This is a genomic window from Pseudoneobacillus rhizolycopersici (genome assembly GCF_054786815.1).
The window spans coordinates 79,694-98,180 of record NZ_JBTOOE010000016.1 but is presented as its reverse complement, the minus strand read 5'-3'; the positions used below and the strand labels follow the sequence as shown (position 1 = coordinate 98,180).

At 40.2% G+C, this 18,487-nt stretch carries 14 protein-coding genes; all 14 read right to left on the bottom strand.

Features of this window, described 5'->3' with window-relative positions:
- Positions 1-135: 135 nt before the first annotated feature.
- The 14 genes from ACX9YW_RS15870 to ACX9YW_RS15805 all read right to left on the bottom strand — a co-directional run bounded on the left by ACX9YW_RS15870 (position 136) and on the right by ACX9YW_RS15805 (position 18,477).
- Entirely contained in the window at positions 136-1,317 is a 1,182-nt protein-coding gene (locus tag ACX9YW_RS15870) for an MFS transporter (RefSeq protein WP_460348125.1), read from the bottom strand.
- Between the two features lie 5 nt (positions 1,318-1,322).
- On the bottom strand, positions 1,323-2,744 hold the full coding sequence (gene pepV / locus ACX9YW_RS15865; protein ID WP_460348123.1) for a dipeptidase PepV: 1,422 nt from the start codon (positions 2,742-2,744) through the stop codon (positions 1,323-1,325).
- Positions 2,745-2,845: 101 nt separating this feature from the next.
- Positions 2,846-3,568 (bottom strand): amino acid ABC transporter ATP-binding protein, encoded by a 723-nt coding sequence (locus tag ACX9YW_RS15860; protein WP_460348121.1) that lies wholly within the window; start codon positions 3,566-3,568, stop codon positions 2,846-2,848.
- Positions 3,565-4,182 (bottom strand): amino acid ABC transporter permease, encoded by a 618-nt coding sequence (locus ACX9YW_RS15855; RefSeq protein WP_460348119.1) that lies wholly within the window; start codon positions 4,180-4,182, stop codon positions 3,565-3,567. Before ACX9YW_RS15855 ends, ACX9YW_RS15860 begins: the two co-directional genes overlap by 4 nt.
- Positions 4,183-4,296: 114 nt before the next feature.
- Entirely contained in the window at positions 4,297-5,136 is an 840-nt protein-coding gene (locus tag ACX9YW_RS15850; RefSeq protein ID WP_460348117.1) for a basic amino acid ABC transporter substrate-binding protein, read from the bottom strand.
- Between the two features lie 160 nt (positions 5,137-5,296).
- Entirely contained in the window at positions 5,297-7,375 is a 2,079-nt protein-coding gene (locus tag ACX9YW_RS15845) for a tetratricopeptide repeat protein (protein ID WP_460348115.1), read from the bottom strand.
- 103 nt (positions 7,376-7,478) lie between these two features.
- Positions 7,479-7,700: a hypothetical protein gene (locus tag ACX9YW_RS15840; protein ID WP_460348113.1), complete on the bottom strand. Its 222-nt coding sequence runs from the start codon at positions 7,698-7,700 to the stop codon at positions 7,479-7,481.
- Between the two features lie 97 nt (positions 7,701-7,797).
- On the bottom strand, positions 7,798-9,003 hold the full coding sequence (locus ACX9YW_RS15835; RefSeq protein ID WP_460348111.1) for an ABC transporter permease: 1,206 nt from the start codon (positions 9,001-9,003) through the stop codon (positions 7,798-7,800).
- Positions 9,004-9,005: 2 nt separating this feature from the next.
- A complete protein-coding gene (locus ACX9YW_RS15830; RefSeq protein ID WP_460348109.1) occupies positions 9,006-9,890 on the bottom strand; it encodes an ABC transporter ATP-binding protein in 885 nt (294 codons plus the stop codon).
- 126 nt (positions 9,891-10,016) lie between these two features.
- Positions 10,017-11,402: an argininosuccinate lyase gene (gene argH / locus ACX9YW_RS15825; protein WP_460348107.1), complete on the bottom strand. Its 1,386-nt coding sequence runs from the start codon at positions 11,400-11,402 to the stop codon at positions 10,017-10,019.
- 424 nt (positions 11,403-11,826) lie between these two features.
- Positions 11,827-13,053, bottom strand: a complete 1,227-nt coding sequence (locus ACX9YW_RS15820; RefSeq protein ID WP_460348105.1) for an argininosuccinate synthase — start codon at positions 13,051-13,053, stop codon at positions 11,827-11,829.
- Between the two features lie 195 nt (positions 13,054-13,248).
- Entirely contained in the window at positions 13,249-14,220 is a 972-nt protein-coding gene (gene argF / locus ACX9YW_RS15815) for an ornithine carbamoyltransferase (protein ID WP_460348103.1), read from the bottom strand.
- Entirely contained in the window at positions 14,217-17,417 is a 3,201-nt protein-coding gene (gene carB, locus ACX9YW_RS15810; protein WP_460348101.1) for a carbamoyl-phosphate synthase (glutamine-hydrolyzing) large subunit, read from the bottom strand. The genes argF and carB overlap by 4 nt, the downstream gene beginning before the upstream one ends.
- A complete protein-coding gene (locus ACX9YW_RS15805; RefSeq protein WP_460348099.1) occupies positions 17,404-18,477 on the bottom strand; it encodes a carbamoyl phosphate synthase small subunit in 1,074 nt (357 codons plus the stop codon). The genes carB and ACX9YW_RS15805 overlap by 14 nt, the downstream gene beginning before the upstream one ends.
- Between the last annotated feature and the right edge of the window lie 10 nt (positions 18,478-18,487).

Here is an 18,487-nt window from a genome sequence, read left to right as displayed (position 1 = left end):
ACAGGCTCTCTATACCATTTCCAGCCTTTTTTTTCGGTCATTTTGGTATTGAGACCAGATCTCTATACCATTTCCGGCCTTTTTTACAGTCATTTTGGTACAGAGACCGGGTCTCTATATCATTGCCGGCTTTATTTATTTAACACTTTGTAGCTTCAGCATCGAAATAACTCCTAAAATCGGGCCAATGCTCAAAAAGATAAATACTCTCTCCCATCCAATGTAGTTTTGGATAACGGGTAATAGGTTAATAGAGACCACAGTAATGATAAATCCTATCGCCATTTGAAAAGTTAATGCTGTCCCAACATAGTCATCCTCGGAATGTTCTGTCACCAATGCCGAAAACTGGGCAGAATCCGCTATAACCGATAGACCCCAAATCAATGCCACTATAAGAGTTAACCATAAAGAAATAGCACTAGCAAACCCGACGAATATAGCACAACCTGCACTAATTATCATCGCAACTATGGTAAGCCTTTCTTTTCCTATTTTCTCTCCTAAAGCACCACCTGCGATACAGCCTATGGCACCAGCTATCCCAATGATAATAAAGGAAGCTAAGGCACTATACCAACCCACTTGTTGCGGGTAATCGTTCTTGAAAATTCCTGTTAAAAAGGCAGGCAGCCAGGTCCACATAGCATATAGCTCCCACATATGCCCGAAATAGCCATAGTTAGCCAACATCACTTTCCTGTTCTGAATAACTTTCCTAATTAACCGAATATTAACTTTCGACTTTTTAGATACAATGGAGCAGTCGTGAACGAACCAATACATTATTCCTGCAGAGAAAAGGGATAATACTGAACTCGCCATGATAACCCCACGCCAATTAAATCCTCCCAATAGCGACACAAGAAAGTGAGGAAATGCTGAGCCGAGAGTCAAAGCTGCAATTAATACTCCAATGGCCATTCCTCTCTGATTCGGATAGAGCATAGAGATTAATTTAACCGCTGTCGGATATACCCCAGCAAGTGTTACACCCGTTAAAAATCGCATCATAATCCCTAACCATGCCTCTGAAACAAAGAAAAGAACTCCATTAAGCAATGCACCTAGTAAAGCTGAAATGGCAAATATTTTACGGCTGTTGTATCGATCGGGGAGGCCCAAAAAGGAACTACCTAAGGCACCAACAATAAAACCGATCTGAACAGCGGAGGTAACCCAAGCTGAGGAAGCCTGATTCAAGTCCCAAGCTTCCGTAAGCTCAGGCAAAATAGCAGATGCGCTAAACCAAAGACTTAATCCGAATAATTCCGCTAATGATATCCAAATTAGCGCACTCCAACGATTAATCCACATTTATTTTACCTGATCTCCCAATCGAGATTGGCCAACTCATAAATGGCCCGTGCATAAATGGCAGTCGCCTTTAATAGGTCCTCCATTTCAATATACTCATCCTTTTGATGGGCGGTCATCAATTTACCCGGGAAGCAAGCTCCAAAAGCGACGCCATATTCCATAAATTTTGCATAGGTAGCTCCACCAGTTGACAGAAGCGTCGGTTCCAAATTAGTTTCTTCTTGATATACCTTTTGCAAAACCTTTATCATTGGGTGATCTGCCTCGACATGATGGGGTTGCGACTCTCTTAATCCAGCTATGGTGAAGCCAGACGTTGTTAGGCTATCAGCCAGTTTCTGTTTGGTTAGCTCATAGCGGGTTGAAACCGGGCAACGAATGTTTAATTGTACAGTTCCACCATCTTGTTCAAAGGAAAACACCCCTGGGTTAACCGTTAATGGACCAGTGATAGAGTCTTCATAATTAATGCCCAAAGATTCTCCATAAAAGTCCTCGTGTAGTAGAGTACAGAACGCTAAATATTGATTAGCTGTTTTTTGAAATGGAAACCTTGATAAATAGTTCGCTAAAGCAGTAGCAGCATTTTCACCTTTATGTGGCTCCATTCCATGCGCAGATAGACCAAAAAGTTTTAGCTCCACTTGAGCATCTTTAAATGAGAGTTTATATGGATAGCCATTTTCATGACAAAACAATTCAAAGCCTTCAATAAATTCTTTTTCAATATCTCCTTCTACAATAGCCACTGCACTTTCCGGAACCATATTGATTCTATTTCCCCCTTTAAAGGAATGAAGCACTAATGGACTCTGTGGATAAGGAGAGTCATCTTTTATGGACAACGTAACGTTAATTTGTCCCTTTTCAGCATGAATGATTGGGAAATCTGCATCGGGAGCAAATCCCAAAGCAGGCATCCTTTCAACCTCGCGATAATGCTTGATGCAGCTCATTCCACTTTCTTCGTCTGTTCCGAAAATGATGCGAACGTTATTTTTCATGGGAAGTCCAAGCTCTTTAACCATTTTCAAACCATAAAAAGCTGCGATGGTTGGACCTTTATCATCAATAGCGCCTCTTGCAAAAATTTTCCCATCGCGGATGGTAGGTTGAAAAGGGGGACTCGTCCAATCGCCAGTTGCCGGGACAACATCAAGATGGCATAGTATTCCAATATAATCATCGCTTCGGCTATTTTTATCCTCTAAATAACCGACATAACCATCTAAATTTTTGGTGGTAAAACCGGCTTGAAGAGAAAGGTTTAACATGTAGTCAAGGGCCTCTCCTACTTTTTCGCCCATCGGACGAACTGGTGATTGACTGCTAACATCTTTCACAGACTCGATTTCTAATAAACCAAATAAATCTTTTATAATAGCATCTTTTCTTCGTAAAACTTCTTCGTACCAATTAACCAAAGTATTTCACCTCTCCGTTATCTTTCTTCTCTATATAACTTACCACAGTTTTTAAGGCAGAAAAAAATTCAATCACACGTTTGATTGAATTTTTTGCTAACTTATAAGACTTTACTTAAAAATGATTTAGTACGGTTATGCAGCGGATTTTCGAATAGTTGTTTCGGGACATTTTCTTCAACGATAAGGCCATCGTCCATAAAAATCACGCGATCACCAACTTCACGTGCAAAGCCCATTTCGTGGGTGACGACGACCATCGTCATCCCTTCCTTAGCAAGTTGTTTCATGACTTCCAGCACCTCTCCAACCATTTCGGGGTCGAGAGCCGAAGTTGGTTCATCAAATAGCATCATTTTCGGTTCCATCGCTAACGCCCTGGCAATTGCTACTCGTTGCTTTTGTCCACCTGATAAGGATGCCGGGTAAGTATTTGCTTTTTCCTCAAGTCCAACCTTCCTTAATAATTGCAGCCCTTTTTCCCGCGAATTTTCTTTAGAGGCTTTTCGTACTTTGAGTGGAGCCAACATAATATTATCCAACACGGTCATATGCGGAAATAAATGAAAGTGCTGAAATACCATTCCCACTTCCGTTCTAACCTTATTGATATCCGTTTTCTTATCAGCAACATCGACATCTTCGATAAAAATATGACCATCCGTAATTGTCTCTAACTGATTGATACAGCGTAGGAAGGTTGACTTACCTGAACCCGATGGGCCAATCACGACCACAACCTCTTTGGGCTGGATGACAACGTTAATGTCTTTTAATACTTCGTGTGGACCAAATGATTTTTTTAACCTTTCGACTCGAATCACTCTGTTGTCAGCCTCCTTTCAAGCCGATTTAAGAAGTAGGTTAAAGTAACCGTTAATACTAAATAGATGATAGCAGCGGTTAAATATGGCTCCCATACACGGTAGTATTGCCCTTTGGCTAGTCCAACGTAATACATTAATTCAGGAGCTGCCACAATGGAAATTAACGAAGAATCCTTTAATAAGACGATAAATTCATTCCCGAGTGGCGGGATCATTCTTTTAAAAGCTTGAGGCAAAATGACATAACGCATTGCTTGTACATGAGTCATCCCTAGTGAGCGGGCGGCTTCCATCTGCCCCTTTTCAATCGACTGAATCCCCGCACGAAAAATTTCTGAAATATAGGCTGCCGCATTTAGCGATAAGGCAAGGATTCCTGCGAGAACAGCATTTGTCCCATCCACAATGAGCGTGACCACCCCAAAATGGATAATGAGAATTTGAACAAGCAGTGGTGTACCGCGGAAAAAGGTAATATACGCTTTAAACGGGAAAGCTAGCAACTTATTCTTCATCATATTTCCTAACCCTATAAACAGACCCAAAATAGTCCCGATTACAATACTAGCGATTGATAGACCAATGGTAAGTAAAGTACCCTTTAACAGCAATGGTCCATACTAAACAATGATGTCAAATCGAAAATCCATCATGTCACCTCCACTATTAAAAATTGCGTAACGCATCTCTGAGTTACGCAATCTTGCCGTTTCATATTATTCCGATTACTTATCTTGCTCCGCAATGATGGTGTCTAGGTCTGGCTCTTGACCGAACCATTTTTTATAAATGTCCTTATAGGTGCCGTTTTCAAAAATAGTTTTAATTGCCTTATTAAAATCAACTACAACCTCACTACCTTTTGGAAATAACATTCCGTAAAACTCAGCTTCAAATGTATCACGATCACCACGAACAACTAGCTTTTTATCTGGATTATTTTTTGCATAGGCTTCGATTACACCGTTATCGGCCACAACTGCGTCAGCCCCGCCATTGATTAATTCCAAGATTGCTAGATTGTTATCATCAAATTTCTTGATATCCTTATGATTTTTCCCAAGGATTCCTTCTACAGCAGCGTCACCAGTTGTTGCCTTTTGAACGGCTACAACTTTACCAATCAAATCTTCAGCACTTTGAATAACACTGCCTTCAGGTACTAGAATCTTGTTGGTTGAAAGGAAATATGGCAGAGAGAAATCATAGGATTGTTTTCGTTCGTCAGTGATGGTAATCGATGAAATCCCCACATCGGCACTTCCCTGGCCAATTTCAATAAAAACCGGGTCCCACCCAACATGGGCAATATCAAGTTCGTAGCCTGCTTCCTTCGCAACTGCATGAATGATATCAACGTCAAATCCTACAATCTTGCCTTTATCCTGGTACTCAAATGGAGCATATGCCGCGTCCGTTACTACACGAAGAGTTTTCTTTCCCTCTCTATTTGAACCATTTTTGTCATTTTCCTTATCGCCGCTAGCCTGATTTGTCCCACATGCAGATAAAATGAGCATTAGGACAACCGTCATCACAAACATAAAACCCGATATCTTTCTCATTGCTTTCCCCCTACTATTTTTATTAATATTTTTATGCTGAATATTCTGTTTTTATTAGTGATAGGAAGATTATCTTACTTACAAACTGAAACATTATTTTTTTATTAATTAAAAAAGGTACCGAGATTTTTCTTAAGGTACCTTTTTTAGAGATGATATTTTATTCATATACGGGACTATTTTCAACTAATAGCATCCACTCGAATTGTCGCAGCCTCAATTCAAAAATGGTAATTGGGTCACGGACAATCTCAGGATTTTCCTGATGTTCTAGAAGTGTTGTTTCATCTGTTCTTTTGAGTTGTTTGATTTCATCCATTTTCTGTGATAAGACTTCATATGGCTGTTTAAAGAATAATTTTAAATCTCTATCTAGGCCTTTTTCAAATAAATTAAATTGAACGAGAAACTTTGCAATCATTTCATCTGTTACTTCTTTAAAATCATCTGTCTCAATTAACGTTCTATATTTGCTAGATAACAGTGAGTTTTTCGTAAAGGCACTCAAAAGCTTTCCGGCATTGCTTATCAAAAATTGCGTAGTCTTGAATTTGCGTAAAACATTCAATTCATCGATTGAAGTACCGCTTGTCATTCGTTTAATATCTCTATGCCAATCTTCTATTATCGTAAAATCACAATCTAACGGCAATTTTTTATCTAAAAGAACGTGAAAACCATCTCTCCTATCATGGAGCCATGCTTGACATGTTTCTAACTCTTCCTTTGAAAAATCAAGCCAATACTTTAGTGATTCATAATAATCCGGTAAAATCTTTTCCTCTATATATTGCTGAACACGCCTATTCATTTCTTCGTTTAAAACATTGTTTATTTTTCCAAAATCGCTATCGTCTTTAATAACTTCTGCGCATTCCTGAAGTAGCTTTGGAATTCTCTTTATTAATTCAGACTTGACGATATCTTTACTTTCAAAGAAAACCTTTTTAATTGTTTTCATTTTTTCATCTTGCAAATCCTGTAGTTGATGATTTGCCCCATTTAATTTTGTAAGGATCTCTTCCAAACTACTAATGGAATCCACTAATCGATTTTCCACTTCTATTCTTTTCTCGGACAACTCTGTTATTACTTTTCGCATAGTGGATATGAGTTTTTCAACCGGTTCAGTTTCGGAATATAGCTGGGTTCCTTCGACATCCAGCATGCCCTCATGTTGGATGATCCCATTTGTTTCTGCCCAGTTTAAGATTAATTCAAATAGCGGGAAAATTTCCTTTTCGCTTAGTTGTTGGCCTTTATTGTTATGAAAATGGTACTCAGCCTCATTGACCGTCTCTGATTCCAAGCTAGTTGGAAACAGGTCCTTCCAAGCTAAAATAGCTGACGCAGCAAAATGCGATTGAGTTATTTTAAACCAGTTGCTTAAAAACAAAGGAATCACACGATTTAATTGTGATAATAAATATTGCCCATTCAGCAAATGATGATAGGTATCTTTAAAAAGGTAAGCGATTTTCGGTGATGAAGTTTGGCCATCTTCTACAAGCTCAGCAAATAGCTCATTCATTACGGTTACCCATGCTAAATCATTTCGATAGCTTTCCGAGAGTATCGTAATCAATTCCTCAAAACGATGGCGATCCAATTTATATAATCGCTTTAAAACATTCATAAAAAACGATGGTGCAAGACCCTCTGTGTAGCCATCTTTCACATAGTCTTTCAGGTGATCGAACCAAGACATGCTTTCGGTTCTAAGCGCTTCACTTGCAGCAAGCTCGGCTGCACTCAACCAATCCTTTTGGCTCACAAAAAAATCAAGTGCGATTTTCGTCACATTCGAATAGTTTGGATTTAGCGAAACCACTTTTTTAATCACTTTAAAAGCCGAATCCATCTGCTCTAGAAGCGAGTATAGTGAGAAAAGTTGCAAGCCAATCTCGGTATTTAGCAAAACGGAATCGGAGATGATCGATTTATACCGTTCTTCTGCTTCTTTAAATAATTTCAATTGAACGAGAGCATCCGCCATATTCTTTTTTGCCCAAGGCTCCAATTCGTTTTGGATGTGTTCCCATTTGAAAATTGCTGTTTCAAAATCTTTATGATGAAAATATACTTCTCCCTGAGCAAAGCGAATCGTCGTTAAATCGGGGACCTCTGTACTCTGTTCAGTGATAAAACATTCACCAAGCACCCGAATGGGGTGAGCTAATTCATTATCTTTTATATAATTTTCGTAATAACGCTTTTGAATCAATTGGTTCTCAGACATTTTCTTCCCTCCGAAGCTTAGACTCCAAAGCACTACTTCTCAATATCATTCGTTGAAACATCTCTTTTTCTGCCTGTACAATAAAAAAAGATTAACCATTTGGCTAATCTTTTTTATTATGATTGAGTTCATCCATTAATTGCTTTGTTCTTTTTGCATTTCCTTCGGCAAAATTTTCAAGGCGTTCTTTTAATTCGTCATCATCGTGAATCCGTTCTGCGGTAATCAAGTATGTACGCATCAAGTCCTCTTCGAGCTCAATGGAATGAGAAAGTACTTCTTCAACCGTTTCTTTTTGGTCATTATTTTTATTAAAAACGGACATTTGTAGCCCCCCTTTAACAGTAGATTTCCCAATCTTTCTACCCTTTTATGCAAAAAAGACCGCTTCAAATGGGAGCGATCTTTTGTATAACCTAGGGTTAGCTTTTGACCATTTTAATCACATCTGCAATCGTTGTCTTACTTGTGTATCTCATGACTCCCTTTAAGTAGATTCGATTGGAGATTAGTCCGATTACGAGAATAGAAACTACAAGGATGACTATCGATAAAATAATCTCGAGCAAATACGCTTCACCTAGCACAATTCTAGAGAATGTCACAATCGGTGAGAAAAATGGTATGTAAGATCCAATTAACACCAGCGTATCATTCGGATTTAACATCGATTTCATTCCGAGGAAAAATGCCCCCATTAATAAAAGCGAAATCGGAAAAATAATGCCACCAATATCTTCAATTCGACTAATCACCGATGAAATGGCCGCAAACAATAAGGCGTAAATCATATAACCTAAAGCAAAATAAACGGCTAGGAATAGAAAAATTTTCGCATTCAGGACGGATAAATCCAACGGCATTCCGAATAGAGTTAGCTCGTCTGAAGTCCAGCCAAGGATTCTTGCAATGATATATCCAAGGGCGACCATTCCGATTTGGGTAATTCCCACAAGCATGGAGGAAATGACCTTAGCATATAGCATGGTAATCGGTCGGACCTTTGTAATCATAATCTCCATCACACGGGTCGTTTTTTCCCCTGCAACACTCATCGCTACCTGTTGACCGAACATGATGATGAACATGTACATTAAGAATAGAAAGAAATAGACAAGTCCAGTCGATTCAATATCTTTTAATGGAATTGGCTCTATCGCAACCGGAGTTAATATAGCTTTGACCACATCAGGTTGAACCTGTTTTTCAGTGATGACTTGTTGTAAATATTGTGGTTGTATTTGTGATTTTAATAAATCGAGCAATTCAAAGTTTGGGTTTCGTCTGAAAAAGTATTCGACATTTGGTTGGCCATTTTTTTCACTAATGACCACTAATGCATCAAGCTCACCATCTTTAACCTTGTCTTTTGTTGGGACGATATCATTTTCCCCTACGGAGGTAAATTCAGCAAATTCGCTTGTTTTATTTAGTTCTTCTGCATTAAATTCATACTTGGAACTTGTATTCGCCACGGATACAGTGAGCTTCTCTTCTTTTCCAAAGAAATGGGTAAAAGCAAAGAATCCAAGGATTGCTGCCAGCAAAATAGCTGTAGTTATTCGAAAGCTTTTTGAAGCAAATCCTTCCTTTAAATGAAAACCCAAAACGATATTAAATTTGTTCATGTTTAGCTCACCCTCTCAACGAAAATTTGGTGTAAGCTTGGCTCTAATAAGGAATAGTTTTGTACCGTAATATTTTTTGCCGACAGGGCATTAAGGATGCTCAAACCTTCTGAATCATTATGCACCTTAGTTATGTAAACATTGGCTTTCTTTTCAAACGTTAGGTTCTGTTCTTCAAAGAATTTATCAAGAGAGGCTTCTGAGGTGATGGAAAGATTTTTATAGCCATAGTCGTCTTTTATTTTTTGTAATCGGCCGGAAACAATGATTTTCCCATCTTTCATCATGATAATATTTTTACAAAATGCCTCAATCTGCCCCATTTGGTGACTGGATAAAATAATCGTTTTACCTGCATTGACTTGTTCTTCAATAATTTCGCTCAAAAGAGTGGCATTTACCGGATCTAATCCGCTGAATGGTTCATCTAAAATCACGATTTCCGGATCATGTAAAAGCGTGCAGATAATTTGGATTTTTTGCTGATTTCCTTTTGATAGTTCGCTGGCTAGCTTATTTTTGTACTCTGGAATTTGAAATTTTTCAAGCCAGTAATCGATTTTTTGGTGAATATCCTTTTTACTAATGCCCTCTAGCATCCCAAAATAGCTGAGCTGGTCGACAATTTTCGATTTTGGGTATAAACCGCGCTCTTCAGGTAAGTAGCCCACTGAAAGCTGATCCTTTTTGAATGGTTTTCCTTCCCATAAAATGGTGCCGTTATCAGGTTGGATTAATCCGAGCATCATCTTAATCGTCGTTGTTTTTCCGGCACCATTTCGCCCGAGTAAACCGAGAACCTCACCTTTAGGCAATTGGAGTGAAATATTGTCGACTGCCTTTTTTTCACCATACGTTTTTGTAAGGTTTTGGATTGATAGTGTCATAGTTATTCCCTCCTCTTTTTGTTGAATTTTATTTTTCTAATATAAATTATAGCATTACATGAAATATTTCCCAATAAGTAAGTGTGTAAAAAGTCACAAAAAAGCGGAGATATTGCATCCCCGCTTTTAGTTAGATGTTATATATAATGTTTCTTCCGCTAATTTGATTTGCTCTATCACTTGGGTAGGAGCTGTCCCACCATAGCTGTTTCTTGCTGAGACAACATGTTCAGGCGACAAGATAGTGTAGATGTCCTCTTGGAAAAGTGAGCTAAACTGCTGATATTCTTCCAGAGTTAAATCTAATAAGTATTTGTTATATTGAATAGAATATAAGACTATTTTTCCAATAATCTCGTGGGCATCGCGGAAAGGTAAACCCATTGTGACCAAGTAATCTGCAATATCAGTAGCATTAGAAAAGTCTTGATTAAGCGCCTTTCGCATGACGTCTTTATTGATGGTCATCGTTTCAATCATCGGTGCTAAAAGTTTCAGCGATCCTTCTAGCGTTTCCACTGTATCAAACATGCCTTCTTTATCTTCTTGCATGTCCTTGTTGTAGGCAAGTGGTAGGCCTTTGAGAACTGTTAGCAGTCCGATTAAATTGCCGTAAGTACGGCCGGTTTTCGCACGAAGCAATTCCGGAACGTCCGGATTCTTTTTTTGCGGCATGATGCTTGAACCCGTGCAAAAGGAATCATCTAACTCAATAAATTGAAATTCTTGGCTCGACCAAATCACTAACTCCTCGGAAAGTCTTGAGATATGGGTCATGATGAGTGCACCTATGGATAGGAACTCGACGATAAAATCTCGGTCGCTAACAGCATCCATACTATTTGGGTATATCGTTTGGAACCCGAGGTGGTTTGCGACGCTTGCTCGGTTAATTGGAAAGGTCGTACCAGCGAGGGCACCGGCGCCTAAAGGGAGCCAGTTAATTCGTTTTAGGCTATCTTGGAGCCTTTCCTTGTCACGCTCAAACATCCAAAAGTAGGCCATTAAATGATGGGCAAAGGAAATGGGCTGTGCTCGTTGCAGATGTGTGTATCCAGGGATAAGTGTTTCGATATTTTCCTTGGCTTGGTTGAGAATCGATTGTTGGACTGTTTTGACTAGCTCAATGATCTCAGTCGTTTTGTTTTTTAAGTATAAATGCATGTCAGTGGCGACCTGGTCATTTCTGCTGCGTCCAGTGTGCAGCTTGCCTCCAACAGGGCCAATTTTATCAATTAACAACTTTTCGATATTCATATGAATGTCTTCGTGTTCGATTTTGAACTGAATTTCGCCATTTTTGATCTGTTGTTTGATTTCGAGTAAGGCATTTTTAATGGTCAGGGCATCTTCGGTAGGAATGATGTTACATTCCCCCAGCATTTGGACATGGGCTAAACTACCTTCGATATCTTCGATAGCTAGTTTTTGGTCGAACTGGATTGATGCGGTGAATTCTTCAACAAGTTGGTTCGTCTCTTTGGTAAAACGACCGCCCCAGAGTTTGGACATAGTATGATGACCTCCTTAAATTGTGGGATTGCATATGCGTTTGGCTTGATATTTGGAAGTTAGGCATTTCGTGAAAAACTTGGGCATATGTTCTAAAAGTTGGGCATTTCGGAAAGAACTTGGGCATTTGTCATAAAAAGTTGGGCATAAATCTTGAAAGTTGGACATATCGCACCAAAGTTGGGCATATGTTGAAAAACTTGGTCATATCCAAGATTCATTTTTAGTTAATGTTGAGCTTTTTTATGAAAAAAGGAGAAAATTCTGTTCCTACTAGCGGTTTTTTTTAAAAAAACACCATTAATTACAGTAAAAGTGACTTTTTTCTAGGCTGATTTCCGGTTTATCTTCTAAAAACTCTTAAAATGCAATTATTGGAGAGCCGCTTCCTGAAAAAGCGAGCTCCCTTCTTCAAGCTAGCGTTCTATAATACTTCCTGGCCAACTAAAGTTTCCTTTTTTTGGTTCACTTCGGAGTAAACCTTTGTTGTTAATCCCCATAACTTGATAAAACCTACAGCTGCATTATGATCAAACGCATCGCCTTTTGAGTAAGTCGCTAGTTCTTCATTATAAAGGCTGTGTGTTGATTTACGTCCGACAACCATATGATTGCCTTTGTGGAGCTTTACACGAATTGTTCCGGAAACAACTTTTTGCGTTTCGTCCACAAATGCATCTAATGCTGCTTTTAATGGAGAATACCAAAGTCCGTCATAAATCATTTTCGCCATTTGTTGGTCGATTTGTGTTTTGAATTGAGTGACTTCGCGTGGTAAGGTTAAAAACTCTAATTCCTTGTGGGCATTGATTAAAATTAATGCTGCTGGATTTTCATACACCTCACGAGACTTAATTCCAACTAGACGGTTTTCAATATGATCGATACGGCCGACCCCATGCTTTCCACCTAGGGCATTTAGCGCCTCAATTAGTGGTACAAGATCGACCTTTTCGCCATTTAGTCCGACCGGTACACCCTTTTCGAATTCAATTTCCACATATTCCGGCTCTTCCGGTGCTAAATGAATTGGATTCGTCCAGTCAAAAGCTGCCTCAGGTGCTTCTGCCCATGGGTCCTCTAGCACACCCGCTTCGCAGGCGCGTCCCCAAATATTAGCGTCAATTGAAAACGGATTATCTAAATCTACTGGAATGGGAATTCCCTTTTCGGCTGCATAAGCAATTTCCTCATCACGAGTCATTCCCCACTCACGAACTGGAGCAACAACTTTTATGTTTGGATTTAGCGCTTGGATCGAAACCTCGAATCGTACTTGATCGTTGCCTTTTCCAGTACAACCATGGGCAACTGCCGTCGCCCCTTCCTTTTCGGCAATATCAACTAGAATTTTAGAAATTAATGGACGCGATAATGCAGAGGAAATCGGATATTTCCCCTCATAAAGGCAATTTGCTTTTAATGCAGGCAGGATGTATTCCGTAGCCAACATCTCCTTCGCATCAATCATATAAGATTTAATAGCGCCAACCTTCAATGCCTTATCTTTAATCGCCTCTAGATCCTTCCCTTCACCAACATCTAAACTAACCGCAATCACATCATACCCATACTTTTCTTGAATCCACTTCACTGAAACCGAAGTATCCAGCCCACCAGAATAAGCTAAAACAATCTTCTCCTTAGACATCTAAACCATAACCCCTCTCTTCGCTTTAATGCTTTAGCGCTTTAAATAACGTGGGGACTGTCCCCACACACTTCACCGCGTTAAAGCATAGCGGGACTGTCCCCACATGCTTTAATGTGGTGAAGTGTTTGTTTATTTTTGTTGTATTAATATATAATAATATGAATTTTTATACATTATTTTCAAAAAAAATTTTTAAGACATTAGTAATTTCAGAATAGCTTTTTGAGCATGAAGGCGGTTTTCAGCTTCGTCGAAGACGACCGAGTGCGGTCCGTCAATGATTTCCGCTGTTACTTCCTCACCACGGTGAGCTGGTAAGCAATGCAAGAATAGATAATCATTTTTTGCTAGTTTGCAAAGCTCTTCATTCACTTGGAAGGGTTTAAACACTTCTAGGCGCTTAGCCGTTTCAGCTTCCTGCCCCATGCTGGTCCAGACATCTGTAACCACTATATCAGCATCCTTGATCGCTAATACAGGATCCGCAGTAATCTCTACTAAACTACCACTCAACTTTGCTTCTTCGATCACAGCAGCCGTAATCTCAGCATTCGGCTCGTAGCCAGCAGGACTCGCCACACTAATATGCATACCTACCTTTACAGCACCTTCCATTAAGGAATGCGCCATATTGTTATTTCCATCGCCAACATAGCACATCTTTAGTCCAGCTAATTTCCCTTTATGCTCAAGTATCGTTAATAAATCAGCCATAACTTGTGTTGGGTGATGAGAGTCCGTTAAGCCATTAATGACTGGAACAGTGGCATACTTAGCGAATTCTTCCACAGTCTGATGTTCAAATGTTCTTACCATAATTCCATCCACATATCGTGACAACACTTTCGCAGTGTCCTCAATCGTTTCACCCCTACCTAATTGGATATCCTTCGAGCTAAGAAATATGGCGTGTCCGCCAAGCTGCAGCATCCCAACTTCAAAAGAAACTCGCGTCCGTGTTGAGGATTTTTCAAAAATCATCCCCAGTACTTTTCCAGCCAAATGAGGATGGGCCTTTCCTTGTTTTTGTTGCTTCTTAAGATCCAAAGCCACATTTAATAAATGATGGATTTCTTCAGATGTAAAATCTGACAAGCGCAAAAAGCTCTTTCCTTTTAGTGTAGACTCTACCGAACCAGCCTGACACAGTTTTACAACATTCATCCCATTTGCACCTCACTTTTAGTTAATTCCGCAATAGTGTTTACCGAAACAGAATACTCTTTTAAACCTAACATTGCTCTCACCGTATCTAAATGGGTAAACATAGGAACCTTGTAACGAATCGCCTGTTCACGAATGGCGAAGCCAAACTTATCGTTATTTCGTCCTTGGGTGGCAATGTTAATTACAGCTACTATTTGATTCTTTTTTAGCAAAGAATTCAACTGAATTTCATTGGAAATGACTCTGTCAATAGGAATCCCATTTTCCCCCAGAAATTTTGCAGTACCGGTAGTTGCCATAAGCGAGACATTCATTTGCCTTAGCCTTTTAAAAATCTCCAAACTCTCTAATTTTGCACGATCCGAAATAGAGCATAAAATCGCTCCTTCTCTATGGAGCAGAGGATTCTTCCCATCCTCTAATAGTACCTTCCCTAGTGCCTCCTCTAAAGAAAACCCTATACCAAGTACCTCCCCGGTCGATTTCATTTCTGGCCCTAAGCAATAATCGACGCCTTTCAACTTACTGGAAGAGAAAATCGGCGCTTTCACCGAAAAATATGCGGGTTCCGCTAATAACCCCAATCCCTCACAAAAATCCTTCAGTGAATCTCCTAATTGAACCTTCGTAGCCCATTCAATCATTGGAATTCCAGTAATCTTACTCATGATCGGTACAGTTCTCGATGATCGCGGATTTACCTCTAGAACATAGACCTTATCCTCATGAATGACATATTGAATATTCATTATCCCGATGACCGGCAATGCCTTAGCAATTCGCTCGGCATATCCTATCAAGGTAGTCTTGATCTCCATCGATAAGGACACCGAGGGAAAAATCGAAACACTGTCACCCGAATGGACTCCCGCTTTTTCAATATGCTCGAAGATCCCTGGGACAACAATATCAACCCCATCACTGATGAGATCAATCTCACATTCTAGCCCAGGAACAAACCGGTCAACCAATAATGGCCACAACGCCTTATTCGTCTCTACCTGCTTCGCGTACGCCAAAAGCTCCTCTTTTTCATAAAACGTAAACATGGATTGCCCACCAATAACATAGGATGGTCGAACCAACACCGGAAGGCCAATTTTTTCTGCCACAGCCAATAATTCACTAGCGTCGCTAACTGCTTCACCCTCAATATGCGGAATATCCAATTTCCTTAATAATTGATAAAATTGATCACGATCCTCTAATTGATCAATCGCGTCAACTGACGTTCCTAATAGAGGTACTCCTTCCTCCTGTAAAGCAGCTGCCAGATTAATCGCCGTTTGGCCACCAAACTGAATCAGAACACCGTCTACCTGCTCCTTTTCAATCACACTCAAGACATCCTCGGCAGCTAAAGGCTCAAAATAAAGCTTATCAGCAACCGAATAATCGGTACTTACCGTTTCCGGATTGTTATTTATCACAATCGCCTCAAGACCTTTTTTCTTGATTGCCTCTGCGGCATGAACAGAACAATAATCGAACTCAATCCCTTGCCCGATACGGATTGGTCCGGAGCCGATAACTAATATTTTCCGTTTCGATGAGGTTTCCACCTCATCAGATCCCTGCCAAGTAGAATAAAAGTAGGGTGTTATTGCATCAAATTCGGCTGCACATGTATCAACCATTTTGTAGCCCGTCCTCAAGCCCCATTCCTTCCAGCGGCCACGAACCTTTTTCTGTTTTACTCCATAAACTTCTGCGATGAATTGATCGCTTATATTGTATCGTTTCGCTTTTATTAAAAGTTGTTGCGGGACACTATCCCAGGACCACCTTATCAATTCCTGCTCTAATTCGACAATTGCCTTCATTTTATTTAAAAACCATTGATCAATATCGGTGATTTGGTGAATCTTTTCCACTGTCATCCCTTGAAGCAGCCCGGCCACTATCGCAAACTGTCGTTGATCATTAGCTTGCTCTAAATCTTCGATGGTAAAGGACTTTAACGCAGAAGTACTGAGCCCATATGCATTTATTTCTAACGACCGAATCGCCTTATTTAAAGCCCCTTCAAATGTTCGGTCAATCGCCATTACTTCTCCAGTTGCTTTCATTTGAGTCCCGAGTGTCCGGTCGGCTTCAGGGAACTTATCAAACGGGAACCTTGGCAATTTGACAACGATGTAGTCGAGTGCCGGCTCAAACGATGCGAAGGTATTGCCCGTAATAGGATTCAAAATTTCATCAAGGTGATAGCCAATCGCACATTTAGCAGCCATTCTTGCAATGGGATAACCAGTAGCTTTTGAAGCAAGTGCGGAGGAACGACTCACCCTTGGGTTAACCTCGATAATGTAGTACTGATTGGAATTCGGATCTAACGCAAATTGAATATTACAGCCCCCGATAATGGCAAGCTCGCGAATCACCTTCACGGACGAATCACGAAGCAGTTGGTACTGCACATCAGTTAACGTTTGCGATGGAGCAACAACGATCGAATCGCCTGTATGCACGCCAACCGGGTCGATATTTTCCATATTGCAAACGATGATACATGTATCATTTGCATCACGCATGACCTCGTACTCGACCTCTTTCCAGCCCTTAATGCTTCTTTCAACCAAAACCTGACCAATCGGGCTGGCCGCAAGTCCTTTTTTCAAAACAGCCTCAAATTCCTCATCATCATAGGCAAAACCACCGCCATCGCCACCAAGCGTGTAAGCCGGGCGAATAATGACAGGGTAACCAATCTTCCCTACAAACTCGTATCCTTCATTTACACTCTCCACAATCGTTGATTCCGGAATGGGTTCACCAATCTCAAGCATAAGATTGCGAAATAATTCGCGGTCCTCCCCTTTTTGAATCGAGGCTACCGATGTTCCAAGGAGCTCAACTCCATATTTCTCAAGAATGCCCTGTTCATATAGTTGAACGGTTAAATTTAAACCGGTTTGACCACCAAGCGTGCCAATGAGGCCATCAGGCTGTTCTTTTTTCAAAATTTCCTCAATCGAAGAAAGTGTCAGCGGCTCGATGTAGACCTTATCCGCGATTGCCTCATCGGTCATAATCGTTGCCGGATTGCTGTTGATGAGAATGACCTCGATTTCTTCTTCCTTCAAAGCAATACAGGCTTGCGTTCCTGCGTAATCAAACTCAGCAGCCTGACCAATCACAATTGGACCGGAGCCAATCACTAGAACCTTTTTCAAATCTTTACGTAGCGGCATAATGAAGTTCTCCTATAGAAGTTAATCCTTTTACAAAGTTATTGAATAAATAAACGGTATCATTTGGTCCTGCATGCGCTTCAGGATGGAATTGTACTGATTCAATCGGTAGCGAAACATGCTTTAGGCCCTCAATCGACTGATCATTTACATTACGGAAGGTCACTTGAAACACTCGTTGATTAATACTTTCATCTACCACTACATACCCATGATTTTGCGAGGTGATTTTCACTTTTCCGGTTAATAACTCTTTCACCGGATGATTAGCCCCCCGATGGCCGTAAGCCGATTTACTCGTTTTTGCTCCGTAAGCTAAGGCAATTAACTGATGACCTAGACAAATTCCAAAAGTAGGGTACGCTTGGGTGATTTTTTTAATTTCTAAAAACCAAGGCTCTAATTCCATCGGATCCCCAGGGCCATTGCTTAAAAATATCCCCTCCGGATTTAATGTCTTAATTTGCTTTAGAGTCGTATCGTACGGGACAATGGTTACCGAACAGCCTTCTGCCAACAACGCATTCAAAATTGACTTCTTGTATCCATAATCAATCAACACCACATGGGGTCCTTTACCTGGATAGTGTTTCACTTTTTTCGTTGATACTTTTTCCACCCAAAAGGTTGGTTTTTCTTCACTCTTTGAATAGATTTTTTCCCGACTGATTATTCCTTTAACCGTTCCTTTTGAACGAATTGTTTTCACTAATAAACGGGTATCAATTCCAGTGATTCCCGGGACACCTAACTGTTTAAGATATTCCGATAGACAATGAAGCGCCTGATAATGACTTGGCTCCTCACATATATCACCAATGACAACTCCGGATAATGGTGGATTTTCACTTTCATTATCTTGTGAGTTAATCCCGTAATTCCCGATAATCGGATAACTAAAGGTAATGATTTGACCTGCATAGGAAGGGTCGGTGATGATTTCCTGATAGCCCGTCATACTTGTATTAAAGACGACTTCACCGACAGACTCTTTGATCATCCCGATTAACGACCCGCAGAAAACTTCCCCAGTCTCCAAAACAAGGTACCCCTTTTCCATCTTCATCACT